Genomic DNA, 17,578 nt, shown 5'->3' with positions numbered 1-17,578 from the left:
TCTTTATCATCTCCGTCTTTGCTGTTGCGGACCTTTCCCATGTCTCCTGTTTCGCGCGTGTTCGCTGGGCTAGCGCTTTCCCTCTGCAGTGCCTTGGCCTATGCCAAGGATGAAGTGGTGGTGTACTCGTCACGCATCGACGAGCTCATCAAGCCGGTGTTCGATGCCTATACCGCGCATACCGGGGTGCCTATCCGCTTTATCACGGACAAGGAAGCGCCACTGATGCAGCGAATCAAGGCCGAAGGCGCGAACACCCCGGCGGACCTGCTGCTGACCGTAGACGCAGGCAACCTGTGGCAAGCTGAGCAAATGGGCATTCTGCAACCGGTGGAATCCCCCCTTATCGATTCCCGTATTCCCGCGCAGTACCGGTCTTCGACCCATGCCTGGACAGGGCTCAGCCTTCGCGCGCGCACCATTGCCTATTCGACCGACCGTGTAAAACCCGAAGCCTTGTCCACGTATGAGGCGCTGGCAGGTGAAGCCTGGGAAGGCCGCCTGTGCCTGCGCACCGCCAAAAAAGTGTACAACCAGTCCCTTACGGCCACCTTGATCGAAACCCACGGGCCAGCCGAAGCGGAGAAAGTGGTCAGCGGCTGGGTAAACAACCTGTCCACCGATGTGTTTTCCGATGATCTTTCCGTGCTCCAGGCCATTGCCGCCGGCCAATGCGACGTGGGCATCGTGAACAGCTACTACTATGGTCGCCTGCACCGGGAAAACCCAAACCTGCCGGTTCGGTTGTATTGGCCTAATCAGGAAGGCCGGGGTGTTCACGTAAACCTTTCGGGTATTGGGCTTACGCGCCATGCGCCTCATCCACAGGCGGCTAAAGCCCTTATGGAGTGGCTGACCGGGCCCGATGCCCAGGCTATCTTTGCCGAGGTGAACCAGGAATTCCCTGCCAATCCTCAAGTGCTGCCTTCTGCCGAAGTGGCCAGTTGGGGAACATTCAAGGCAGACCCTATTGCCGTGGAGGTTGCCGGGCAACGGCAGGCTGAAGCGATCCGGCTCATGGACAGGGCGGGCTGGAACTGACTGCCCCGGCTTCATCAGGTACAGGGCGTTGGTATTTGGTCACCGCCGTGCTGGCGTCTCTGGTGTTGCTGCCAATGGTTGTGCTGGTAGCGGCCTGGGGCGATATCCAGGCTGATATCTGGGTGCACCTGTGGCACACCCAGCTACCCAGGGTGCTGGGCAATACCCTGAAGCTGGCTACAGGGGTGGCAATAGGTGTAACCCTGCTGGGTGTCAGCCTTGCATGGTTGACCAGCCTCTGCGAATTCCCTGGGCGGCGCTGGCTGGATTGGGCCCTTATGCTGCCATTCGCCATACCGGCTTATGTGCTGGCGTTCGTATTTGTGGGCTTGCTTGATTTCTCCGGGCCTGTGCAAACCCTGCTGCGGGAGTGGTTTGGTGCGGGTACACGCTTGCCACGCGTGCGCTCCACAGGCGGCGTGATTACGGTACTTGTGCTGGTGTTCTACCCGTATGTCTACCTGCTGGCGCGGTCTGCATTTCTAGCGCAGGGGCGCGGGCTGAGCGAAGCCGCCAGGCTGCTGGGCTGTACGCCTTGGGGCGCTTTCTGGCGCGTTGGGCTGCCCGTGGCGCGCCCCGCGATCGCTGCTGGTGTGTCCTTGGCATTGATGGAAACGCTGGCAGACTTCGGTGCTGTGTCCGTATTCAATTTCGACACCTTCACGACGCTTGTCTACAAGACCTGGTACGGGTTCTTCAGTCTCGGTACAGCCGCCCAGCTGGCCAGCCTGTTGCTGCTGATGGTCCTGATCGGCCTCGGCGTGGAGCGCTGTAGCCGTGGCCGAACAGGCCCTGCCCATGAGCGGGCACGAACCGCCCCTCTGTATCGGCTCACAGGGTTCAAGGCCTGGCTCGCCACCGCCTGGTGTGCTGGCGTATTCGCCTGTGCATTTGCAATTCCCATGCTACAGCTGCTGCTCTGGTGGTGGCGCCGAGGGCGGTTCGACCTGGACGAACGCTACATGGCGCTGGTCAGCCACAGCCTGTACCTGGGGGTTGGGGTAGCGTTGCTCACTGTGGTGGCCTCGCTTCTGCTAGCGTTTGCCCGGCGGCGCGTTCCGCGCTTCGAAGTGCGCACGGGTGTTGCCATTGCGAACCTGGGCTATGCGCTCCCAGGGTCCGTCCTGGCCGTGGCGATCATGCTTGCCTTCAGTTACCTGGACCGGGTTGTGGTCATCCCTTTGGTACACGGGTTTGGCGGGCCTGCCCAGCCAGTGTTGCTCGGTAGCCTGGCGGGGCTGCTGCTGGCCTGCCTGGTGCGGTTCCTGGCGGTGGCCTACGGGCCGCTGGAGGCAGCGCTGTCAAGAGTACGGCCTTCATTGCCCGAGGCGGCACGCAGCCTGGGTTCAGGTGGCTTCATACTGTTCAGGCGCCTGTACCTACCCCTGCTGGCGCCAGCCGCCATGAGCGCTGCCTTGCTGGTATTCGTGGACGTTATCAAGGAAATGCCAGCAACGCTGCTGATGCGGCCATTTGGCTGGGACACGCTGGCCGTGCGCGTATTCGAGATGACCAGTGAAGGTGAATGGGCCCGGGCCTCGTTACCCGCGCTTAGCCTGGTGCTGGTGGGGCTGGTGCCTGTAGTGATGCTGATCCGCCGTTCAGCGCAGCCCCGGGCATAGGCACTGTACTCATATGCCAGGGTGCCAGAGGCCAGGATGAAGGCTACAATGCCGCGCATTCGCAGCGCGGGGAAGGAGAGCGCCATGGGATTGCGTACACCGCTGTACGACCAGCACCTGGCGCTTGGCGCCAAGATGGTCGATTTTGGCGGCTGGAACATGCCATTGCACTACGGGTCGCAGGTTGAAGAGCACCACGAAGTGCGGCAAGCCTGTGGCGTGTTCGATGTGTCGCACATGGCCGTGATCGATATCGCCGGGCCTGAAGCGCACACCTGGTTGCGCCAATTGCTGGCCAATGACATCGACCAGCTAGCTGTGGCAGGTCAGGCGCTCTACAGTGCCATGCTCAATCCTATGGGCGGCGTGATCGATGACCTGATCGTATACCGGCGGGAGGCCAGTTACCGCCTTGTCGTCAACGCGGCTACACGTAGCAAGGACCTCGCCTGGCTGCGCCTGCAGGCTGAAGGCGTTGCCGTAGAAGTGATTGAGCAGGCAGAGGTCGCCATTCTTGCTGTGCAGGGGCCTACTGCCCGGGAGCGGGTGGCGAGCGTGCTCGGCGGTTCCCGCGCTGCGTTGATTCGTCGGCTGGAGCCTTTTGAAGCCGGTGAAGACCACGGCTGGTTCATCGCACGTACGGGCTACACCGGCGAGGATGGGCTGGAGATCATCGTACCGGCAGTGGACGTGTGTGCCCTGTTCAACGATCTGGTAGGGGCCGGTATTTCACCCATCGGCCTTGGGGCACGTGACACGCTGCGCCTGGAAGCCGGCCTGAACCTCTATGGGCAGGAAATGGATGAAGCGCATTCTCCCTGGGTGTCCAACCTAGGGTGGACGCTGGCCATGGAGCCTGCCGGGCGCCCGTTTATTGGTCGCGCTGCCATTGAAGCAGAAATGGCCGGTGGGCCGGCGTCACGGCTGGTAGGGTTAGTGCTTGAAGAGCGGGGTGTGCTGCGTGCTCATCAGGTCGTTCGCCTAAACCAGCACCAAGGTGAAATCACCAGTGGTGGTTTTTCGCCTACGCTGAACAAGTCCATTGCCCTGGCACGTGTACCCCGGCACACGCCCGAACGGGCGGAAGTGGAAATTCGTGGCAAGTGGTACCCTGTGCGAGTGGTAAAACCCACCTTCGTGCGGCATGGCAAAATTCTGATCTGACCGCCAACCGTGGCAAGCCCCGTTTACCTTTGAGGACCCCCCATGAGCAATATCCCCGCTGAACTCCGTTATGCCGCAAGCCATGAATGGGCCCGCCTGGAAGCCGATGGTTCGGTTACCGTCGGTATCTCCGATCACGCTCAAGAAGCATTGGGTGACGTGGTATTCGTCGAGCTGCCCGATATCGGCAAATCAGTGACGGCTGAGGATCAGGTTGCGGTGGTGGAGTCGGTAAAAGCGGCTTCGGATATCTATGCGCCCGTTAGCGGCGAAGTGGTCGCAGTCAACGAAGCTTTGGGCGATGCGCCAGAAAGTGTGAACACAGACCCCTACGGCACCTGGTTCTTCAAGATTAAGCCTGCGAACGCGGCTGACCTTGAGAAATTGCTCGATGCCGAAGGCTACAAGTCCGCTATTGGCGAATGAGCTGATGAGTGATGAGCTGGGCAGCAGCTGCATGGCGGGTACATGAACAGTCCCGCCAGGGGCGGCTGCTTCCAGCCTGCGTACCAGCTCGAATGCTTATTGGTCAGCCAGTGCGTTTTTGGCAAGGATCGCGTTGGCCAAGTCCATGTCGGAAGCTTTCAAGCCTGGCTGGTCAGCCCTTAACTGGGTAATGGCAGCCTCAAGGTAAGGGCCACGGATTTCCCCGTTGCTGGCCACGAAGCTACCGGCGTCATCTTGTGTAGCCACTACCAACTTGTGATCACGCGACGTCAGGTAGGTGGAACCGGTGGTTGCGCCTGAAGACAACACATTGCGCCAAAAGGGATCGGCCATGGCCGAAGCGAGGGGCAAGGAAGCGAGTGCGAGGGTTGCTACAGCAAGTTTGACACGCATGGCTGCGTACTCCGTGTGTATTGTTATCCATTCGGTTTGAGCGTTTGCTAAGGGCGAGAGTTCCTCTACGTGCCCAGTGTAGTATGGCGGCTTCAGGTGAGCCCTGGGACCACCCGCAAGGCCTCGGCCAGGCTTGTCTGGCCAGCGGCAACTAGCCGTGCGGCGGCCATGCGCAAGGGTTTCATACCGCGCTTGCACGCCACTTGCCTCACGTGAGTAAGGTCGGGTGCTGGCACAACGCACTGGGCCAAGGGCTCATCCATGACCATCAGTTCATAAACCCCAGCCCGGCCCTTGTAGCCTGAACCACCACACAGGTCACACCCTTTGGGCTCATAAGCAGTTGTACGAGACAAGCCTTCCTCCGGGGTCATGAGGCTGCGCCAACCTACTGCGGTAAGTGGCTGTGGGCGCTTGCAGTGTGGGCACAACAGGCGCAGTAGGCGTTGGGCCATGACGCCGAGCAGGGTTGCCCTCACCAAGTAGCTGGGAATGCCCAGCTCAAGCAGCCGTGTGAGAGCACCCGGCGCGTCGTTGGTGTGAAGGGTGGAAAGCACGAGGTGCCCGGTCAACGCAGCCTGAACCGCCATATGAGCGGTTTCCTGGTCTCGAATTTCCCCGATCATGATGATGTCCGGGTCCTGGCGCATCAGCGCTCGTATGCCTTCGGCAAAGCCCAGTTCGATGGCAGGGCGCACCTGCATCTGGTTAAAGGCAGGCTCTACCATTTCAATAGGGTCTTCAATGGTGCACAAATTGACCGCCCGCGTCGCCAGCTGATGCAGGCTGGCGTATAGCGTGGTGGTCTTTCCAGAGCCAGTAGGGCCCGTGACCAGGATAATGCCATGAGGGCGCCCCAGCAGTGCCTGCCAACGCTGCAGGTCAGTGCGGGAAAGCCCAAGCGCTGATAACCCTTGCTTGAGCACGCCTGGATCAAAAATACGCAATACCATTTTTTCGCCAAAGGCCGTGGGCAGGGTTGCCATTCGCAGCTCCACCACGGTGCCATCGTGTGCCTGTGTTTTTACGCGGCCGTCCTGGGGTTTGCGTTTTTCCGCAACGTTCATGCGCCCGAGCGATTTGAGCCGGCTGATGACTGCAAGGGTGACAGGTGCGGGAAACTGGTGGGCATCGCGCAGTACCCCGTCGATCCGCAGGCGGATGTCACCGTGCTCTCGGCGAGGCTCGATATGAATATCGCTGGCGCCTTGCTCGAAGGCGTACTTGAACAGCCACTCTACGATCTGCACAACAGGCGCCTCGTAGCTCGCTGCGCTTTCTTGCACGCCTTGCAAGGGCAGCAGTTGCTCGAACGCATCGCCATAGGCCACTGGCCCTTGGCTTTTGGCACCACTGACCGATTGGGCCAACTGGAAGGAATCATCGATCAAGTGGCGTAGCACGGCAGGGTTGGCTATCGCGCGCTGGATGGTTTTTCCACAGGCCTGGGCCAAGTCAGCCTCCCACCCTCTGATACCCGGCTGGGCGCTTGCGACGGTGAGGCTGTGTTCATCCGCCGCTACGGCCAGAATCTGATGGTGCCGGGCAAAAGCGGCTGGCATAGAAGTAGTGACCAGCCGCCGGTCCAGCTTGAGTGGGTCCAGCCGCACGTAGCGTTGCCCCACATGCCCTGCCAACCAGGCGCAGAGGGCTTCAAGGTGCAATGGCTGCCCAGGCGCCATGAGGTCGTCCAACGCCAGTGCAGCGATGAATTCAAGTGGGTGAGTGCCCGGGCTATCGTTTCGAGATTTAAGCGCCAGGTCGGCAGCTGCGGGTGCAAGGCGCTTCTGGCGAACCAGTGCCTGGAGGAGTTCAGCAAGGTCGAGCGGCGTATCTTCTGTGTAGGAGGCAAAGACCATGACGCGTCCTGTGCGGTGAGGGGCATCCTTGCCCGGCCGGGAGATATTACTCCGGCTTCACCTCCAGTGCAGGCGGCAACTGTCAGCGCATATGTACGTGCTTCAGCGCGACAAGGCCTTCCAGGCGCGGGTACGGCTGACAACGGCCGCCTGGTCTGCGCGCGGCTGCAGCACGTCGTCGCTGACCGGCAGGCAGGCCAGGGTGTGCAGCTTGTTAAGCTCCCCATACAGGCGGTCGGTTTCTTCCACCGCCAGCACCTGGCGGGCGTGGCGCAGCCAGACTTGTACGCGCTCTATGCGTGGCAGCTGCTCGGCGAGGTCCTCAGGCTGCATTTCGTAACGTTCCAGCTTCAGGGCACTGGTTTCTTCCTTGAGGAACGTAGCCAGCCAATTGGCCAAGGCCGCTTGTCCCTGGCGGTTGCCACGGTTGGCACGTTCTACCGTCCAGCTGCGCGCCAGCAGCCAGCGCGACAGGCTCAGCGAGAAATGGCCCCAACGCGGGTCCGTCAGTTCCTCAATGAATTGCTCTGGGGCCGCGGCACGGATGTCTTCATCGTCCTGACCGGCATCCAGCAGTGGCCGCCAGTCTTCAAGCAGTGCGTCCAGTTCTGTACGCAGGTCATGCGTAGTGGGGCGAGGCGCCGCCTGGCCCAGGCTGCCCAGCAATGCGCGAAGCTCGATCAGCTGCTGTACCCAGTCTTGAAGCAAGCGCCATTGGCCAGTGTGCCGATACTGTTCGGCCAGCCGCTGGCTGCTACCTAGCAGGTGCCAGGCAATCGACGTAAAAGCATCGTCCAGTGGCTGGTCCGCTTCTAGCGTAGGTGCCGGTACGGCAAGGGTATAGCTGGCAGGGGCAAGCAGGCGATATCCGCGCTCCGCCTTGCTGATGTCGCAGGGCATCAAAGGTAGGCTGGCGGCCAGTTCATGGGCCAGTTCCAATAGGGCGGCAGGGTCACCTTCGCGCAGTTCCAGCTCCAGTTCGCAGATTTCTTCCGACAGTTTGCCGGCTGTTACCTTGCCCAGGTCCAAGGCGGCCTCGATCACGACCTTGGCTTTGCCGCGGCCCCAAGCAATTTCGGCCTTCTCGCGCACGAAGTCGGTAGTGAACAAGGGTTTGATGGTTTTCTTGTCCAGCTCGGCCAGGTCGGCCGGCCAGCAACTGTCGTCCAGCTTTTTCAGGTCCAGTTTGGCTTTGGCCAGGGGCCATTCGAATTCGTTGCGCTCGGATAGCCCAGCAACGCTCTGGCCGCGGGTTTTAAGCGTCTGGATCACGTCTTCCCCGTCCTTTCGAAGGCGTAGTGCCACGCGTGCTTGCGCCAAGTCACGCTCAGGGGTATCGAAATACTGATTGAGCAGTTCGTGACGAGACCATCCACTTTTGTTACGTTTTTTCAGCAGGGGATGCTCGCGCAAGGCAGCCAGGGTTTCGCGGCTGACGCGCAATTTGATTTCGGTTTCTTTGTGCATGGTGGGTATTTCCAGACGCAGACAAGGCGTAGCGTAGAGGCAAGTAGCCTGGCAGTGTACAGCAGTCACAGGGCCTATGCCCCCGGCCCTGGTCGGCCAGCCACCCGTTCATAATGCTTCAAGGAGTATGCGATGCCTTTGCCGACACTCAAGGAACGCTTTGCCGCCCTGGTGGCCACCCCCTCGGTGAGCTGTACTCAGCCCAGCCTCGATCAAAGCAATGGCCCGGTGATCCACCTGTTGGCAGGCTGGCTGTCCGAGCTGGGATTCAATTGCGATGTGCGCGAAGTGTCAGCGGGCAAATACAACTTGCTGGCATCGTATGGCACGGGCCCTGGCGGCCTTGTACTGGCCGGCCATAGCGACACGGTACCGTATGACGAACGCTTGTGGGCCACAGACCCGCTGAAGTTGACCGAGGTTGATGGGCGCTGGGTAGGCCTGGGTAGCTGCGACATGAAGGGCTTCTTCGCGCTGGTGATCGAAGCGGTTCGCCCTTTGCTGACCCAGCCCTTCCGCCAGCCTTTGCTGATCCTGGCCACCTGTGACGAAGAAAGCTCCATGGCTGGCGCCAAGGCACTGGCCCGCGAAGGTGCGCCCTTGGGCAGGGCGGCCGTCATTGGCGAGCCCACCGGCCTGCGGCCTGTGCGCCTGCATAAAGGCGTGATGATGGAGCGCATCGATATTCTGGGGCGCAGTGGCCATTCTTCCGACCCCAGCCTGGGCCACAGTGCGTTGGAAGCCATGCATGAGTCGATTGGTGCATTGATGGGCCTGAGGAAGGAATGGCAAACGCGCTATCAGAACCCCCAGTTCGGTGTGCCCCAGCCCACGCTGAACTTTGGCTGCATTCACGGGGGTGACAACCCGAACCGCATCTGCGGGCAATGCTCGATGGAGTTTGACCTGCGCCCTCTACCGGGCATGGACCCTGCCATGCTGCGCGAAGCCATTACTGAAAAGCTTCGCCCTGTTGCAGAACGGCACCACGTGGAGATTGACTACAAGCCGCTGTTCTCTGAGGTGTCACCGTTCGAAGAGCCAGCAGGCAGCGAACTGGTACAAGTGGCAGAAAAACTCACCGGCCACCGGGCAGAAGCGGTGGCATTCGGAACAGAGGCCCCGTATCTTCAACAGCTCGGCTGCCAAACCATCGTCTTGGGGCCAGGCGATATTGCCTGTGCGCACCAGCCAGGGGAATTCCTTGAAATGTCACGTTTGCCCCCTACGCTGCGTCTGATCCAGGACCTTGTCGAACATTATTGCCTGCGGCCTGTTCAAGCCTAGCCGTGGAGCCTACAGAAAAAGGAGATGTGCGCGTGTTGCCAGGCCTGTTACGACGATAACCGTCCCCATTCCCCGCACTCTATCCGTTCCAATTTCTGTACAGGCTGCTCCATGTTCGAATACGTCAATTGGCTTCGCCATGCTTCTCCTTACATCAACGCCCACCGGGACTGCACCTTTGTTGTAATGCTGCCCGGTGACGGCATTGAGCACCCCAACTTCGGCAACATCGTTCACGACCTGGTGCTGCTCCATAGCCTGGGCGTGCGCCTGGTGCTGGTGCATGGGTCGCGCCCGCAGATCGAAAGCCGGTTGGCCCAACGAGGCCTTACGCCTCATTACCACAGAGGGCTGCGTATCACTGATGGCCCTACGCTGGAATGCGTGATCGATGCCGTGGGCTACCTGCGGGTGGCCATCGAGGCCCGTCTATCGATGGACATGGCGTCCTCGCCCATGCAGGGCGCCCGCCTTCGTGTCGCCAGCGGCAACCTGGTCACCGCACGCCCTATTGGCGTAGTGGAAGGTGTGGATTACCACCACACCGGTGAAGTACGGCGGATCGACCGCAAAGGCATCAACCGCCTGCTGGATGAGCGCACCATTGTATTGCTGTCCCCTTTGGGGTATTCCCCGACGGGGGAGATTTTCAATATTGCCTGCGAAGACGTGGCCACCCGTGCTGCTATCGACCTGGCAGCCGACAAACTGCTGTTATTTGGCGCCGACCCTGGCCTGCTGGACGCACGCGGCCAACTGGTACGCGAACTGCGCCCTCAGCAGGTGCCCGCTCATCTGGAACGCCTGGGCAGTGATTACCAAGGCGAGCTGCTGGACGCTGCTGCGCAGGCCTGTCGCGGGGGTGTGGCCCGCAGCCATATTGTCAGCTATGCCGAAAATGGTGCGCTGCTGGCGGAGTTGTTCACCCGCAACGGTAGCGGCACACTGGTCGCCCAAGAGCAGTTCGAACAGGTACGCGAAGCCAACATCGGAGACGTTGGCGGCCTGATCGAGCTGATCAGCCCCCTGGAGGAGCAAGGTATTCTTGTGCGGCGCTCGCGAGAAGTGCTGGAGCGCGAGATCGAACAATTCAGTGTGGTGGAGCGTGAGGGCATGATCATCGCCTGTGCCGCGCTCTACCCGATTCCCGACTCAGAGGCAGGCGAGCTGGCATGCCTGGCGGTGAACCCGGAATATCGTCACGGTGGCCGGGGGGATGAGTTGCTGGAGCGCATCGAGGCGCGCGCGCGCCAACAGGGCCTCTCAACGTTGTTCGTGCTTACCACTCGCACGGCGCACTGGTTCCGCGAGCGGGGCTTCAGCCCTAGCAGTGTAGAGCGGCTGCCGACGGCGCGCGCCTCGCTCTACAACTTCACACGTAATTCGAAGATTTTCGAGAAAACCCTATAGGTCCGCCCTGCCGCCCGGTTCATGTTCACCGGGTAGCCGGCTACTGGCTGATACCCAGGATACTCGCCTGATACGCCGATACGAACAGGTCGAATTCCCCGACTTCGTCACGCTCCAGCGTATGTTGCTGCTCCAGTGACGCGCTGGCTTGTGCCTCGAAGGCATCTCGCAGCTCGGCAGGCAAAGGCGTACTGCGGAAGTACTCGGCATGGGCCAGGGTCTGGCGCATGGAGAACTGGCTGAAGCTTTCCTTGTTTTCCACCATGTTGGCCAGCACTTGGGCCGATGGCGTGAGGGAAGCATCGGCCACGCGTGCGCGCATGGTATCCAGTGCACGGCGGTGCCCCTCAAGCCCGTGGCTTTGATCCAGCAGCTCGGCCAGGGGGGCAATGGACTCCAGCAACTGATTGGCCCAGCCTTGCAACGTGATGGCTTCGCCGTTGCGTTGCAGTACAAGCCCAGGGCGACGGCCTTCCTTCACCACCTTCATGAAATTGTCCGTGCAATCGCTGCACTCCGGCCCTTCCAGCAGGGGGCTCTCCTCTAGGGCGCAGTACATCAGGAACGCATCCAGAAAGCGCGACTGCTCCAGGTCCACGCCCGTTGGCAGGAACGGGTTGATGTCCAGGCACCGTACTTCAACATACTGAACGCCCCGGGCCATTAGCGCCTGAATCGGCCGCTCGCCGGTATACGTCACACGCTTGGGCCGAATGCTGGAGTAGTACTCGTTTTCGATCTGCAGCACATTGGTGTTGAGCTGTACCCACTCACCGTCTTTGTGGGTGCCGATGTCCACATAAGGCGGGTAGGGTGTGGCCACGGCCTTGCGCAAGCTTTCGGTGTAGCTTTGCAGGTCGTTGTAGCAGGGCGTAAGGCTGGCTTGGGCATTGTTCTGATAGCCCAGGTCGCTCATGCGCAAGCTGGTGGCGTAGGGCAGGTACAGCGTGCTGGCGTCCAAGGTATCCAGCCGATGCGGTCGGCCACGCAGGAAGCCGATATCCAATGCCGGTGAAGCGCCGAACAAATACATCAATAGCCAGCTGTAGCGGCGGAAGTTGCGAATCAGGCCAATGTACGCAGCAGACTGGAAGTCCCGGTCTGTACTGTCGCTGGCATCTGCCGCCCGTAGCAGGGGCCACAGAGGGGCAGGCAACGAGAAGTTGTAGTGGATACCGGCGATGCACTGCATGGTGCGCCCGTAACGTATGGACAGTCCCTTGCGGTACACGTGCTTGAGCTGGCCAATGTTGGAGCTGCCATACCAGGCCAGCGGTATGTCTTCCTCGGCGGGCAATGCGCAAGGCATAGAAGGGGCCCATAACAATTCTTCACCCAGCGCCGTGTAAGCAAAGCGATGGATGTTATCCAGGCTTTCGAGTGTGTCGGCAGGGTCTGGCAGCGCAGGGGTGATGAACTCGACCAGCGCTTCGGAGTAATCCGTGGTGATCTGTTCGTGGGTCAGCGCAGAGCCGAGCGCTTCAGGGTGCGGCGTTTGTGCCAGCCTACCCTCAACGGTTACGCGCAGGCATTCGCGCTCTATACCATGCAGGCACTGCTTGAGCAGGGGCAGGTTGGCAGGCTCGCCGAGCAGGTGCAGGCGGCGGTTCAGAAGTTCGCTCAAGTTGATGTCCTTACGCGTCGATCGCCCCGATATGGGGATGGCCGTGACGTTCTGCAAGGTCGAGGAGGCGCCTGATCGTTATCAACCTGTTCATTACAGGTTGCGTCTGGAGGCCATTCGGCGTTGCCGCTTACGTGCCGAACTTACCCCACTTCAAGCAGCGGGGCTATAGAACGACAAAGGTACCCTGTGCCTTGGCCACCATTTTGGAAGCTTGCGACACGTGTGCTTCTACAACCAATGTCCGACGGCCGGCATGGAGTACCGTGGCCACACAGGTGACCTCACCCTCTGACACCGGCCGCAGGTAATTGATCTTGCATTCCAGGGTAGCGCTTTGTTTGTCGAAACCATGTGACGTGGAGCAGGCCAGGCCCATTGCGATATCGACCAGGCTGAACAATGCGCCCCCATGCAGTACCCCGCCACGGTTACGCAGCGGTGGCGTGAGGGCGAGGGCCACTTCCGCGCGGCCCTCCTCCAGCGCCACCACCCTACAGCCCAGCAGTTGGCTGAATGCGCTTTGCGTCGCTTGGGCGGGAATATCCATCAGCGCTTCTTCAGGGCCTTGGCATTGGCGAACAGGTTTGCCATGGCGCCTGTGGCAGGTGCAGCAGTAGCGGTTTCCCGTGGTTTGGGCGTACTCGACGAGCGATTTCCGCCGGGGCGGCTGTTGCCACGGTTGCCTTCGACTTTTTCCCCAGGCGTGTCACTCATACGCATGGACAGGCCCACGCGCTTTCGCGGGATGTCCACTTCCATCACCTTGACCTTGACCACGTCACCGGCCTTCACCGCCTCGCGGGGGTCTTTCACGAACTTCTCAGACAGCGCTGAAATATGCACAAGGCCGTCCTGGTGAACACCAATGTCCACGAAGGCCCCGAAGTTTGTAACGTTGGTCACTACCCCTTCCAACACCATGCCAGGCTGTAGGTCCTTGAGGTCTTCAACGCCCTCCTGGAAGGCAGCGGTCTTGAACTCGGGGCGAGGGTCACGGCCAGGCTTGTCCAGTTCCTTGATGATATCGGTAACCGTAGGCAGGCCGAAGGTTTCATCGGTGTAGCGGGCAGGGTCCAAGCGGCGCAGGAAGCCGCTGTCGCCAATCAGCGAGCGGATATCCCGGTCGGTCTGGGCGGCAATACGTTGAACCAGCGGGTAGGCCTCGGGGTGGACGGCCGACGCGTCCAGCGGGTTGTCACCATTCATGACCCGCAGGAAGCCCGCAGCCTGTTCGAAGGTTTTCTCACCCAGCCTGCTGACTTTTTTCAGGTCTGCGCGAGTGCGGAAAGCACCGTTGGCGTCCCGGTGGCTGACAATATTCTGTGCCAGGGTGGTATTGAGGCCGGAAATGCGTGCCAGCAAGGCTACAGACGCGGTATTCACATCCACGCCTACGGCGTTCACGCAGTCTTCTACGACCGCGTCCAGCCCGCGTGCCAGCTTGAGTTGGGACACATCGTGCTGGTATTGGCCCACGCCAATGGACTTGGGATCGATCTTCACCAATTCGGCGAGCGGATCCTGCAAGCGGCGCGCAATGGACACAGCACCACGGATCGACACATCCAGGTCGGGGAACTCGCGTGCAGCCAGCTCCGAAGCGGAATAGACCGAGGCGCCGGCTTCAGACACCATGACCTTGGTGAGTTTCAGCGCCGGGTATTTCTTGATCAGTTCGGCAGCCAGCTTGTCGCTCTCACGGCTGGCCGTGCCGTTGCCGATCGCGATGAGGTCCACGTTGTGCTTGGTGCAAAGGGCGCCCAGCACGGCTAGGGTCTGGTCCCACTGGTTCTTGGGAACGTGCGGATAGACCGTGGCGGTATCCAGCAGTTTGCCCGTGGCATCGACCACGGCCACCTTGCAGCCGGTGCGCAGGCCAGGGTCCAGCCCAAGCGTGGCACGCGGGCCGGCAGGTGCGGCCAGCAGCAGGTCGTGCAGGTTGTGGGCAAACACATTGATGGCTTCCGCTTCGGCGTGCTCGCGCAGCTCCCCCAGCAGGTCGTTTTCCAGGGACGTGTACAGCTTGACCTTCCACGTCCAGCGCACCACTTCGGCCAGCCACTTGTCTGCAGGGCGGCCCTGGTTTTTCAGGCCCACTTGTTCAGCCACCATTAGCTCGCAAGGGTGAAGCGTACCGGGCGCTTCGTCCCCCACCTTGAGCGATACGGCCAGGATACCTTCGTTGCGGCCCCGAAAGATGGCCAGCGCCCGATGGGAGGGTGCATTCTTCAAAGGCTCATCATGCTCGAAGTAGTCGCGGAACTTGGCGCCTTCTTCTTCCTTGCCGGGTACGACGCGGGCGGCCAGGGTGGCTTGTTCCCCTAAAAAGCCCCTCAAGCGGCCCAGCAAGGCGGCGTCCTCTGCAAAACGCTCCATCAGGATGTACTTGGCACCTTCCAGCACGGCGCGAACATCCGGTAATCCTTTTTCGACGTCCACGAAACGGGCGGCTTCGGCCTCCGGTACCAGCATGGGGTCGGCCAGTACGCTGTCGGCCAATTCGGCCAGGCCTGCTTCAAGGGCAATCTGCCCTTTGGTGCGGCGCTTCTGCTTGTAGGGAAGGTAAAGGTCTTCAAGGCGTGTCTTGGTATCGGCCAGGCGGATGTCACGGGCCAGTTCCGGAGTAAGCTTGCCTTGCTCTTCGATACTGGTCAGGATGCTGGCCCGGCGATCGTCCAGTTCGCGCAGGTAGCGCAGCCGCTCTTCCAGGTGGCGCAGCTGGGTATCGTCCAGGCTGCCGGTCACTTCCTTGCGGTAACGTGCGATGAAGGGCACTGTGGAGCCTTCGTCGAGCAGCGCTACCGCAGCCTCCACCTGTTGTGGGCGCACGCCCAGTTCTTCGGCGATGCGGCTGTTGATGCTTTCCATAAAACCACCTGAATGACTGTGATGCCTGCGCCTGCAAGGTACAGGCGGCAAACCGGGCCGGGCACTCGCCGGCGCAAAAAGCGTCGCATTATAACCAGCGAAACGTTGCACGGGGCCCTGAGGTAGCCATTTTGGGGTATACAAGGGTGCCGAAGAAAAATCTGCTAACAATGCGCGAAGCACGTACCGCGGCGGCTGCGCCATAATGTGGGCCGACAGCAAAGGAGTTATTCATGAGCAGCACCGCCCAAACCAACGAAGGTGAAAAAATCCTCATCGTGGATGACGACCCGGGATTGAGCAGCCTGCTTGAGCGCTTCTTCGTCAGCAAGGGGTATCGTGCTCGGGCCGTGCCCAACGTGGAGCAGATGGACCGCCTCTTGAGCCGGGAAGTGTTCAACCTTGTGGTACTGGACCTGATGCTGCCGGGGGAAGATGGTCTTTCGGCATGTCGCCGGCTTCGTGCTGCGAACAACCAGATCCCTATCATCATGCTTACCGCCAAGGGCGATGAGCTGAGCCGTATCAAAGGGCTGGAACTGGGCGCCGACGACTACCTGGCCAAACCTTTCAATCCAGACGAGCTCGCGGCACGCGTGAAAGCCGTGCTGCGCCGCCAGTCGGCGCCTGTGCCAGGCGCGCCGGGTGCCAGTGACGAGACCGTATCCTTCGGGGAATATCACCTGTCCCTGGCTACGCGCGAGCTCAAGCGTGGTGACGAAGTGCATATGCTGACCACGGGCGAATTCGCGGTGCTCAAGGCGCTGGTCACCCATGCACGAGAGCCGCTCACGCGCGACAAGCTCATGAGCCTCGCCCGCGGCCGGGAATGGGATGCCCTGGAGCGCTCCATTGACGTACAGATCTCGCGCCTTCGGCGCATGATCGAACCTGACCCTTCCAAACCCCGCTATATACAAACGGTCTGGGGAGTGGGCTACGTGTTCGTGCCGGACGGCAACGCGGGCAAGTAGCGTAATGCGTCGGGCAGGCATGTCGAAAGGCATGCCTGCCCGTTTCTTTTTGTTTTGCCGGCGCGCTCGGCGTATGACCCCGAAATAGGCTGGCCCTATGAAAACCCCTGTGTGGTTCCCCCAGAGCTTCTTTGCCCGCACGCTGTGGCTGGTCCTTATCGTTGTGCTCTTCTCCAAGGCTTTGACCCTGGTTTACCTGCTCATGAACGAGGACGTACTGGTAGATCGGCAATACAGCCACGGGGTGGCCTTGACGCTTCGTGCCTACTGGTCAGCCGATGAGGAGAACCAAGCCAAAATCGCAGAGGCGGCCGGGCTGCTTCGGGTCACCAAGGACGCTGTGCCAGAAGGTGAGCAGCATTGGCCCTACAGCGAGATCTACCAGCGGCAGATGCAGGCAGAGCTAGGGGAAGACACCGAGGTGCGGCTACGGGTACATGCTCCGCCCGCTCTGTGGGTGCGAGCGCCCAGCATTGGGCAGGATTGGCTTAAAGTCCCCCTGTACCCGCATCCGCTTCGCGGCCAGAAAATCTGGAGTGTGCTGGGCTGGTTCCTGGCAATTGGTCTGCTCTCCACGGCCTCGGCCTGGATCTTCGTACGCCAGCTCAATCAGCCACTCAAGCACCTGGTATTCGCGGCCCGGCAACTGGGGCAGGGCCGGAGCATCCGCTTGCCTATCAGCGATACCCCTAGCGAAATGACCGAGGTTTACAGTGCCTTCAACCAAATGGCCGAAGACGTCGAGCAGGCAGGCCGCGAACGGGAATTGATGCTGGCGGGCGTATCTCACGACCTTCGAACGCCGCTCACGCGGTTGCGCCTGTCGCTTGACTTGATGAGCAGCGACAATGAATTCGCCGAAGGAATGGTGCGTGATATCGAGGACATGGATGCCATTCTGGACCAGTTCCTGGCCTTTATCCGCGACGGTCGAGACGAAACCGTAGAGGAAACGGATTTGGGCGCCTTGGTAGAAGAGGTCGTTGCGCCCTTCAACCAGCCAGATCAGCGTGTACGCCTGTGCCTTGAACCCATACCGGCCTTCCCATTGCGGCGTATTTCCATCAAACGGCTGCTGAACAACCTGATTGGTAACGCGTTGTACCATGCCGGCAAAGGGGTTGAAGTAGCGGCTTTCGTGTCGGGTGACTCCAGTGCGCCCTACGTGGTGCTCAGTGTATTGGACAGAGGGGAAGGCATAGCACCCCAAGAGTTCGAAGGTATCTTCAACCCCTTCACCCGAGGCGACCGTGCCAGAAGCAAAGGGACAGGGCTTGGCCTTGCCATTGTGAAGCGTATCGCCTCCATGCACGGCGGCAACGTGGAGCTGCGCAACCGTGCCGGCGGTGGGCTGGAGGCCAGGGTTCGCCTGCCACTGAACCTGATGCTACCGCGGGACGCGGTATAGCCGAGCCAGCG

The 17,578-nt window shown here is 60.8% G+C and carries 14 protein-coding genes; 8 read left to right on the top strand and 6 right to left on the bottom strand.

Features of this window, described 5'->3' with window-relative positions; all coding sequences use genetic code 11:
- The first annotated feature begins 39 nt into the window (after positions 1-39).
- The 4 genes from HBH25_RS07990 (at position 40) to gcvH (ending at position 4,253) form a co-directional block, all read left to right on the top strand.
- Positions 40-1,041, top strand: a complete 1,002-nt coding sequence (locus HBH25_RS07990) for an extracellular solute-binding protein (RefSeq protein ID WP_168083263.1) — start codon at positions 40-42, stop codon at positions 1,039-1,041.
- Between the two features lie 35 nt (positions 1,042-1,076).
- Positions 1,077-2,663 carry an ABC transporter permease gene (locus HBH25_RS07985; protein ID WP_420708449.1) on the top strand — a complete coding sequence of 529 codons (1,587 nt, stop codon included), beginning with the start codon at positions 1,077-1,079 and terminating at the stop codon, positions 2,661-2,663.
- Positions 2,664-2,747: 84 nt separating this feature from the next.
- Positions 2,748-3,827 carry a glycine cleavage system aminomethyltransferase GcvT gene (gene gcvT, locus HBH25_RS07980; protein WP_168083261.1) on the top strand — a complete coding sequence of 360 codons (1,080 nt, stop codon included), beginning with the start codon at positions 2,748-2,750 and terminating at the stop codon, positions 3,825-3,827.
- A gap of 42 nt (positions 3,828-3,869) precedes the next feature.
- Positions 3,870-4,253, top strand: coding sequence for a glycine cleavage system protein GcvH (gene gcvH, locus HBH25_RS07975; RefSeq protein WP_168083259.1), 384 nt, complete (start codon positions 3,870-3,872; stop codon positions 4,251-4,253).
- 96 nt (positions 4,254-4,349) lie between these two features.
- Here the strand turns inward: gcvH and HBH25_RS07970 are convergent, their stop codons facing one another.
- From HBH25_RS07970 to HBH25_RS07960, 3 genes are all read right to left on the bottom strand, one after another.
- Positions 4,350-4,667 (bottom strand): DUF2388 domain-containing protein, encoded by a 318-nt coding sequence (locus HBH25_RS07970; protein WP_168083257.1) that lies wholly within the window; start codon positions 4,665-4,667, stop codon positions 4,350-4,352.
- A gap of 92 nt (positions 4,668-4,759) precedes the next feature.
- Positions 4,760-6,526 carry a GspE/PulE family protein gene (locus HBH25_RS07965; protein ID WP_168083255.1) on the bottom strand — a complete coding sequence of 589 codons (1,767 nt, stop codon included), beginning with the start codon at positions 6,524-6,526 and terminating at the stop codon, positions 4,760-4,762.
- A gap of 102 nt (positions 6,527-6,628) precedes the next feature.
- The gene (locus HBH25_RS07960) at positions 6,629-7,993 is read right to left on the bottom strand and encodes a CYTH domain-containing protein (RefSeq protein ID WP_168083253.1); all 1,365 of its coding nucleotides are present in this window, start codon (positions 7,991-7,993) and stop codon (positions 6,629-6,631) included.
- Positions 7,994-8,125: 132 nt separating this feature from the next.
- On the opposite strand from HBH25_RS07960, the gene argE reads away from it, so the two are divergent.
- Complete coding sequence (gene argE, locus HBH25_RS07955) at positions 8,126-9,280, top strand: acetylornithine deacetylase (RefSeq protein ID WP_168083251.1); 1,155 nt, start codon at positions 8,126-8,128, stop codon at positions 9,278-9,280.
- A gap of 111 nt (positions 9,281-9,391) precedes the next feature.
- Entirely contained in the window at positions 9,392-10,690 is a 1,299-nt protein-coding gene (gene argA / locus HBH25_RS07950) for an amino-acid N-acetyltransferase (protein WP_168083249.1), read from the top strand.
- Between the two features lie 40 nt (positions 10,691-10,730).
- On the opposite strand, the gene gshA is transcribed toward argA, so the two are convergent.
- The 3 genes from gshA to HBH25_RS07935 form a co-directional block, all read right to left on the bottom strand.
- The gene (gene gshA / locus HBH25_RS07945; RefSeq protein WP_168083247.1) at positions 10,731-12,314 is read right to left on the bottom strand and encodes a glutamate--cysteine ligase; all 1,584 of its coding nucleotides are present in this window, start codon (positions 12,312-12,314) and stop codon (positions 10,731-10,733) included.
- A gap of 166 nt (positions 12,315-12,480) precedes the next feature.
- A complete protein-coding gene (locus HBH25_RS07940; RefSeq protein ID WP_168083245.1) occupies positions 12,481-12,864 on the bottom strand; it encodes a PaaI family thioesterase in 384 nt (127 codons plus the stop codon).
- The gene (locus HBH25_RS07935; RefSeq protein ID WP_168083243.1) at positions 12,864-15,185 is read right to left on the bottom strand and encodes a Tex family protein; all 2,322 of its coding nucleotides are present in this window, start codon (positions 15,183-15,185) and stop codon (positions 12,864-12,866) included. The genes HBH25_RS07940 and HBH25_RS07935 overlap by 1 nt, the downstream gene beginning before the upstream one ends.
- A 233-nt stretch (positions 15,186-15,418) precedes the next feature.
- On the opposite strand from HBH25_RS07935, the gene ompR reads away from it, so the two are divergent.
- Both ompR and HBH25_RS07925 read left to right on the top strand, forming a co-directional pair.
- Positions 15,419-16,159: an osmolarity response regulator transcription factor OmpR gene (gene ompR / locus HBH25_RS07930; protein ID WP_168083241.1), complete on the top strand. Its 741-nt coding sequence runs from the start codon at positions 15,419-15,421 to the stop codon at positions 16,157-16,159.
- A gap of 97 nt (positions 16,160-16,256) precedes the next feature.
- A complete protein-coding gene (locus HBH25_RS07925; protein WP_168083239.1) occupies positions 16,257-17,567 on the top strand; it encodes an ATP-binding protein in 1,311 nt (436 codons plus the stop codon).
- Positions 17,568-17,578 lie beyond the last annotated feature (11 nt).

Source organism: Pseudomonas quercus (genome assembly GCF_012033695.1).
Lineage (GTDB): Bacteria > Pseudomonadota > Gammaproteobacteria > Pseudomonadales > Pseudomonadaceae > Aquipseudomonas > Aquipseudomonas quercus.
This window is presented reverse-complemented; position numbering and strand designations above follow the sequence as displayed.

Bases quoted from the DNA above. Each gene is read 5' to 3' on its own strand.
- HBH25_RS07965 (WP_168083255.1), bottom strand. From the start codon at position 6,526: ATGGTCTTTGCCTCCTACACAGAAGATACGCCGCTCGACCTTGCTGAA.
- gcvH (WP_168083259.1), top strand. From the start codon at position 3,870: ATGAGCAATATCCCCGCTGAACTCCGTTATGCCGCAAGCCATGAATGG.
- HBH25_RS07925 (WP_168083239.1), top strand. From the start codon at position 16,257: ATGAAAACCCCTGTGTGGTTCCCCCAGAGCTTCTTTGCCCGCACGCTG.
- ompR (WP_168083241.1), top strand. From the start codon at position 15,419: ATGAGCAGCACCGCCCAAACCAACGAAGGTGAAAAAATCCTCATCGTG.
- argA (WP_168083249.1), top strand. From the start codon at position 9,392: ATGTTCGAATACGTCAATTGGCTTCGCCATGCTTCTCCTTACATCAAC.
- HBH25_RS07940 (WP_168083245.1), bottom strand. From the start codon at position 12,864: ATGGATATTCCCGCCCAAGCGACGCAAAGCGCATTCAGCCAACTGCTG.
- HBH25_RS07960 (WP_168083253.1), bottom strand. From the start codon at position 7,993: ATGCACAAAGAAACCGAAATCAAATTGCGCGTCAGCCGCGAAACCCTG.
- HBH25_RS07935 (WP_168083243.1), bottom strand. From the start codon at position 15,185: ATGGAAAGCATCAACAGCCGCATCGCCGAAGAACTGGGCGTGCGCCCA.
- HBH25_RS07990 (WP_168083263.1), top strand. From the start codon at position 40: ATGTCTCCTGTTTCGCGCGTGTTCGCTGGGCTAGCGCTTTCCCTCTGC.
- HBH25_RS07970 (WP_168083257.1), bottom strand. From the start codon at position 4,667: ATGCGTGTCAAACTTGCTGTAGCAACCCTCGCACTCGCTTCCTTGCCC.
- argE (WP_168083251.1), top strand. From the start codon at position 8,126: ATGCCTTTGCCGACACTCAAGGAACGCTTTGCCGCCCTGGTGGCCACC.
- gcvT (WP_168083261.1), top strand. From the start codon at position 2,748: ATGGGATTGCGTACACCGCTGTACGACCAGCACCTGGCGCTTGGCGCC.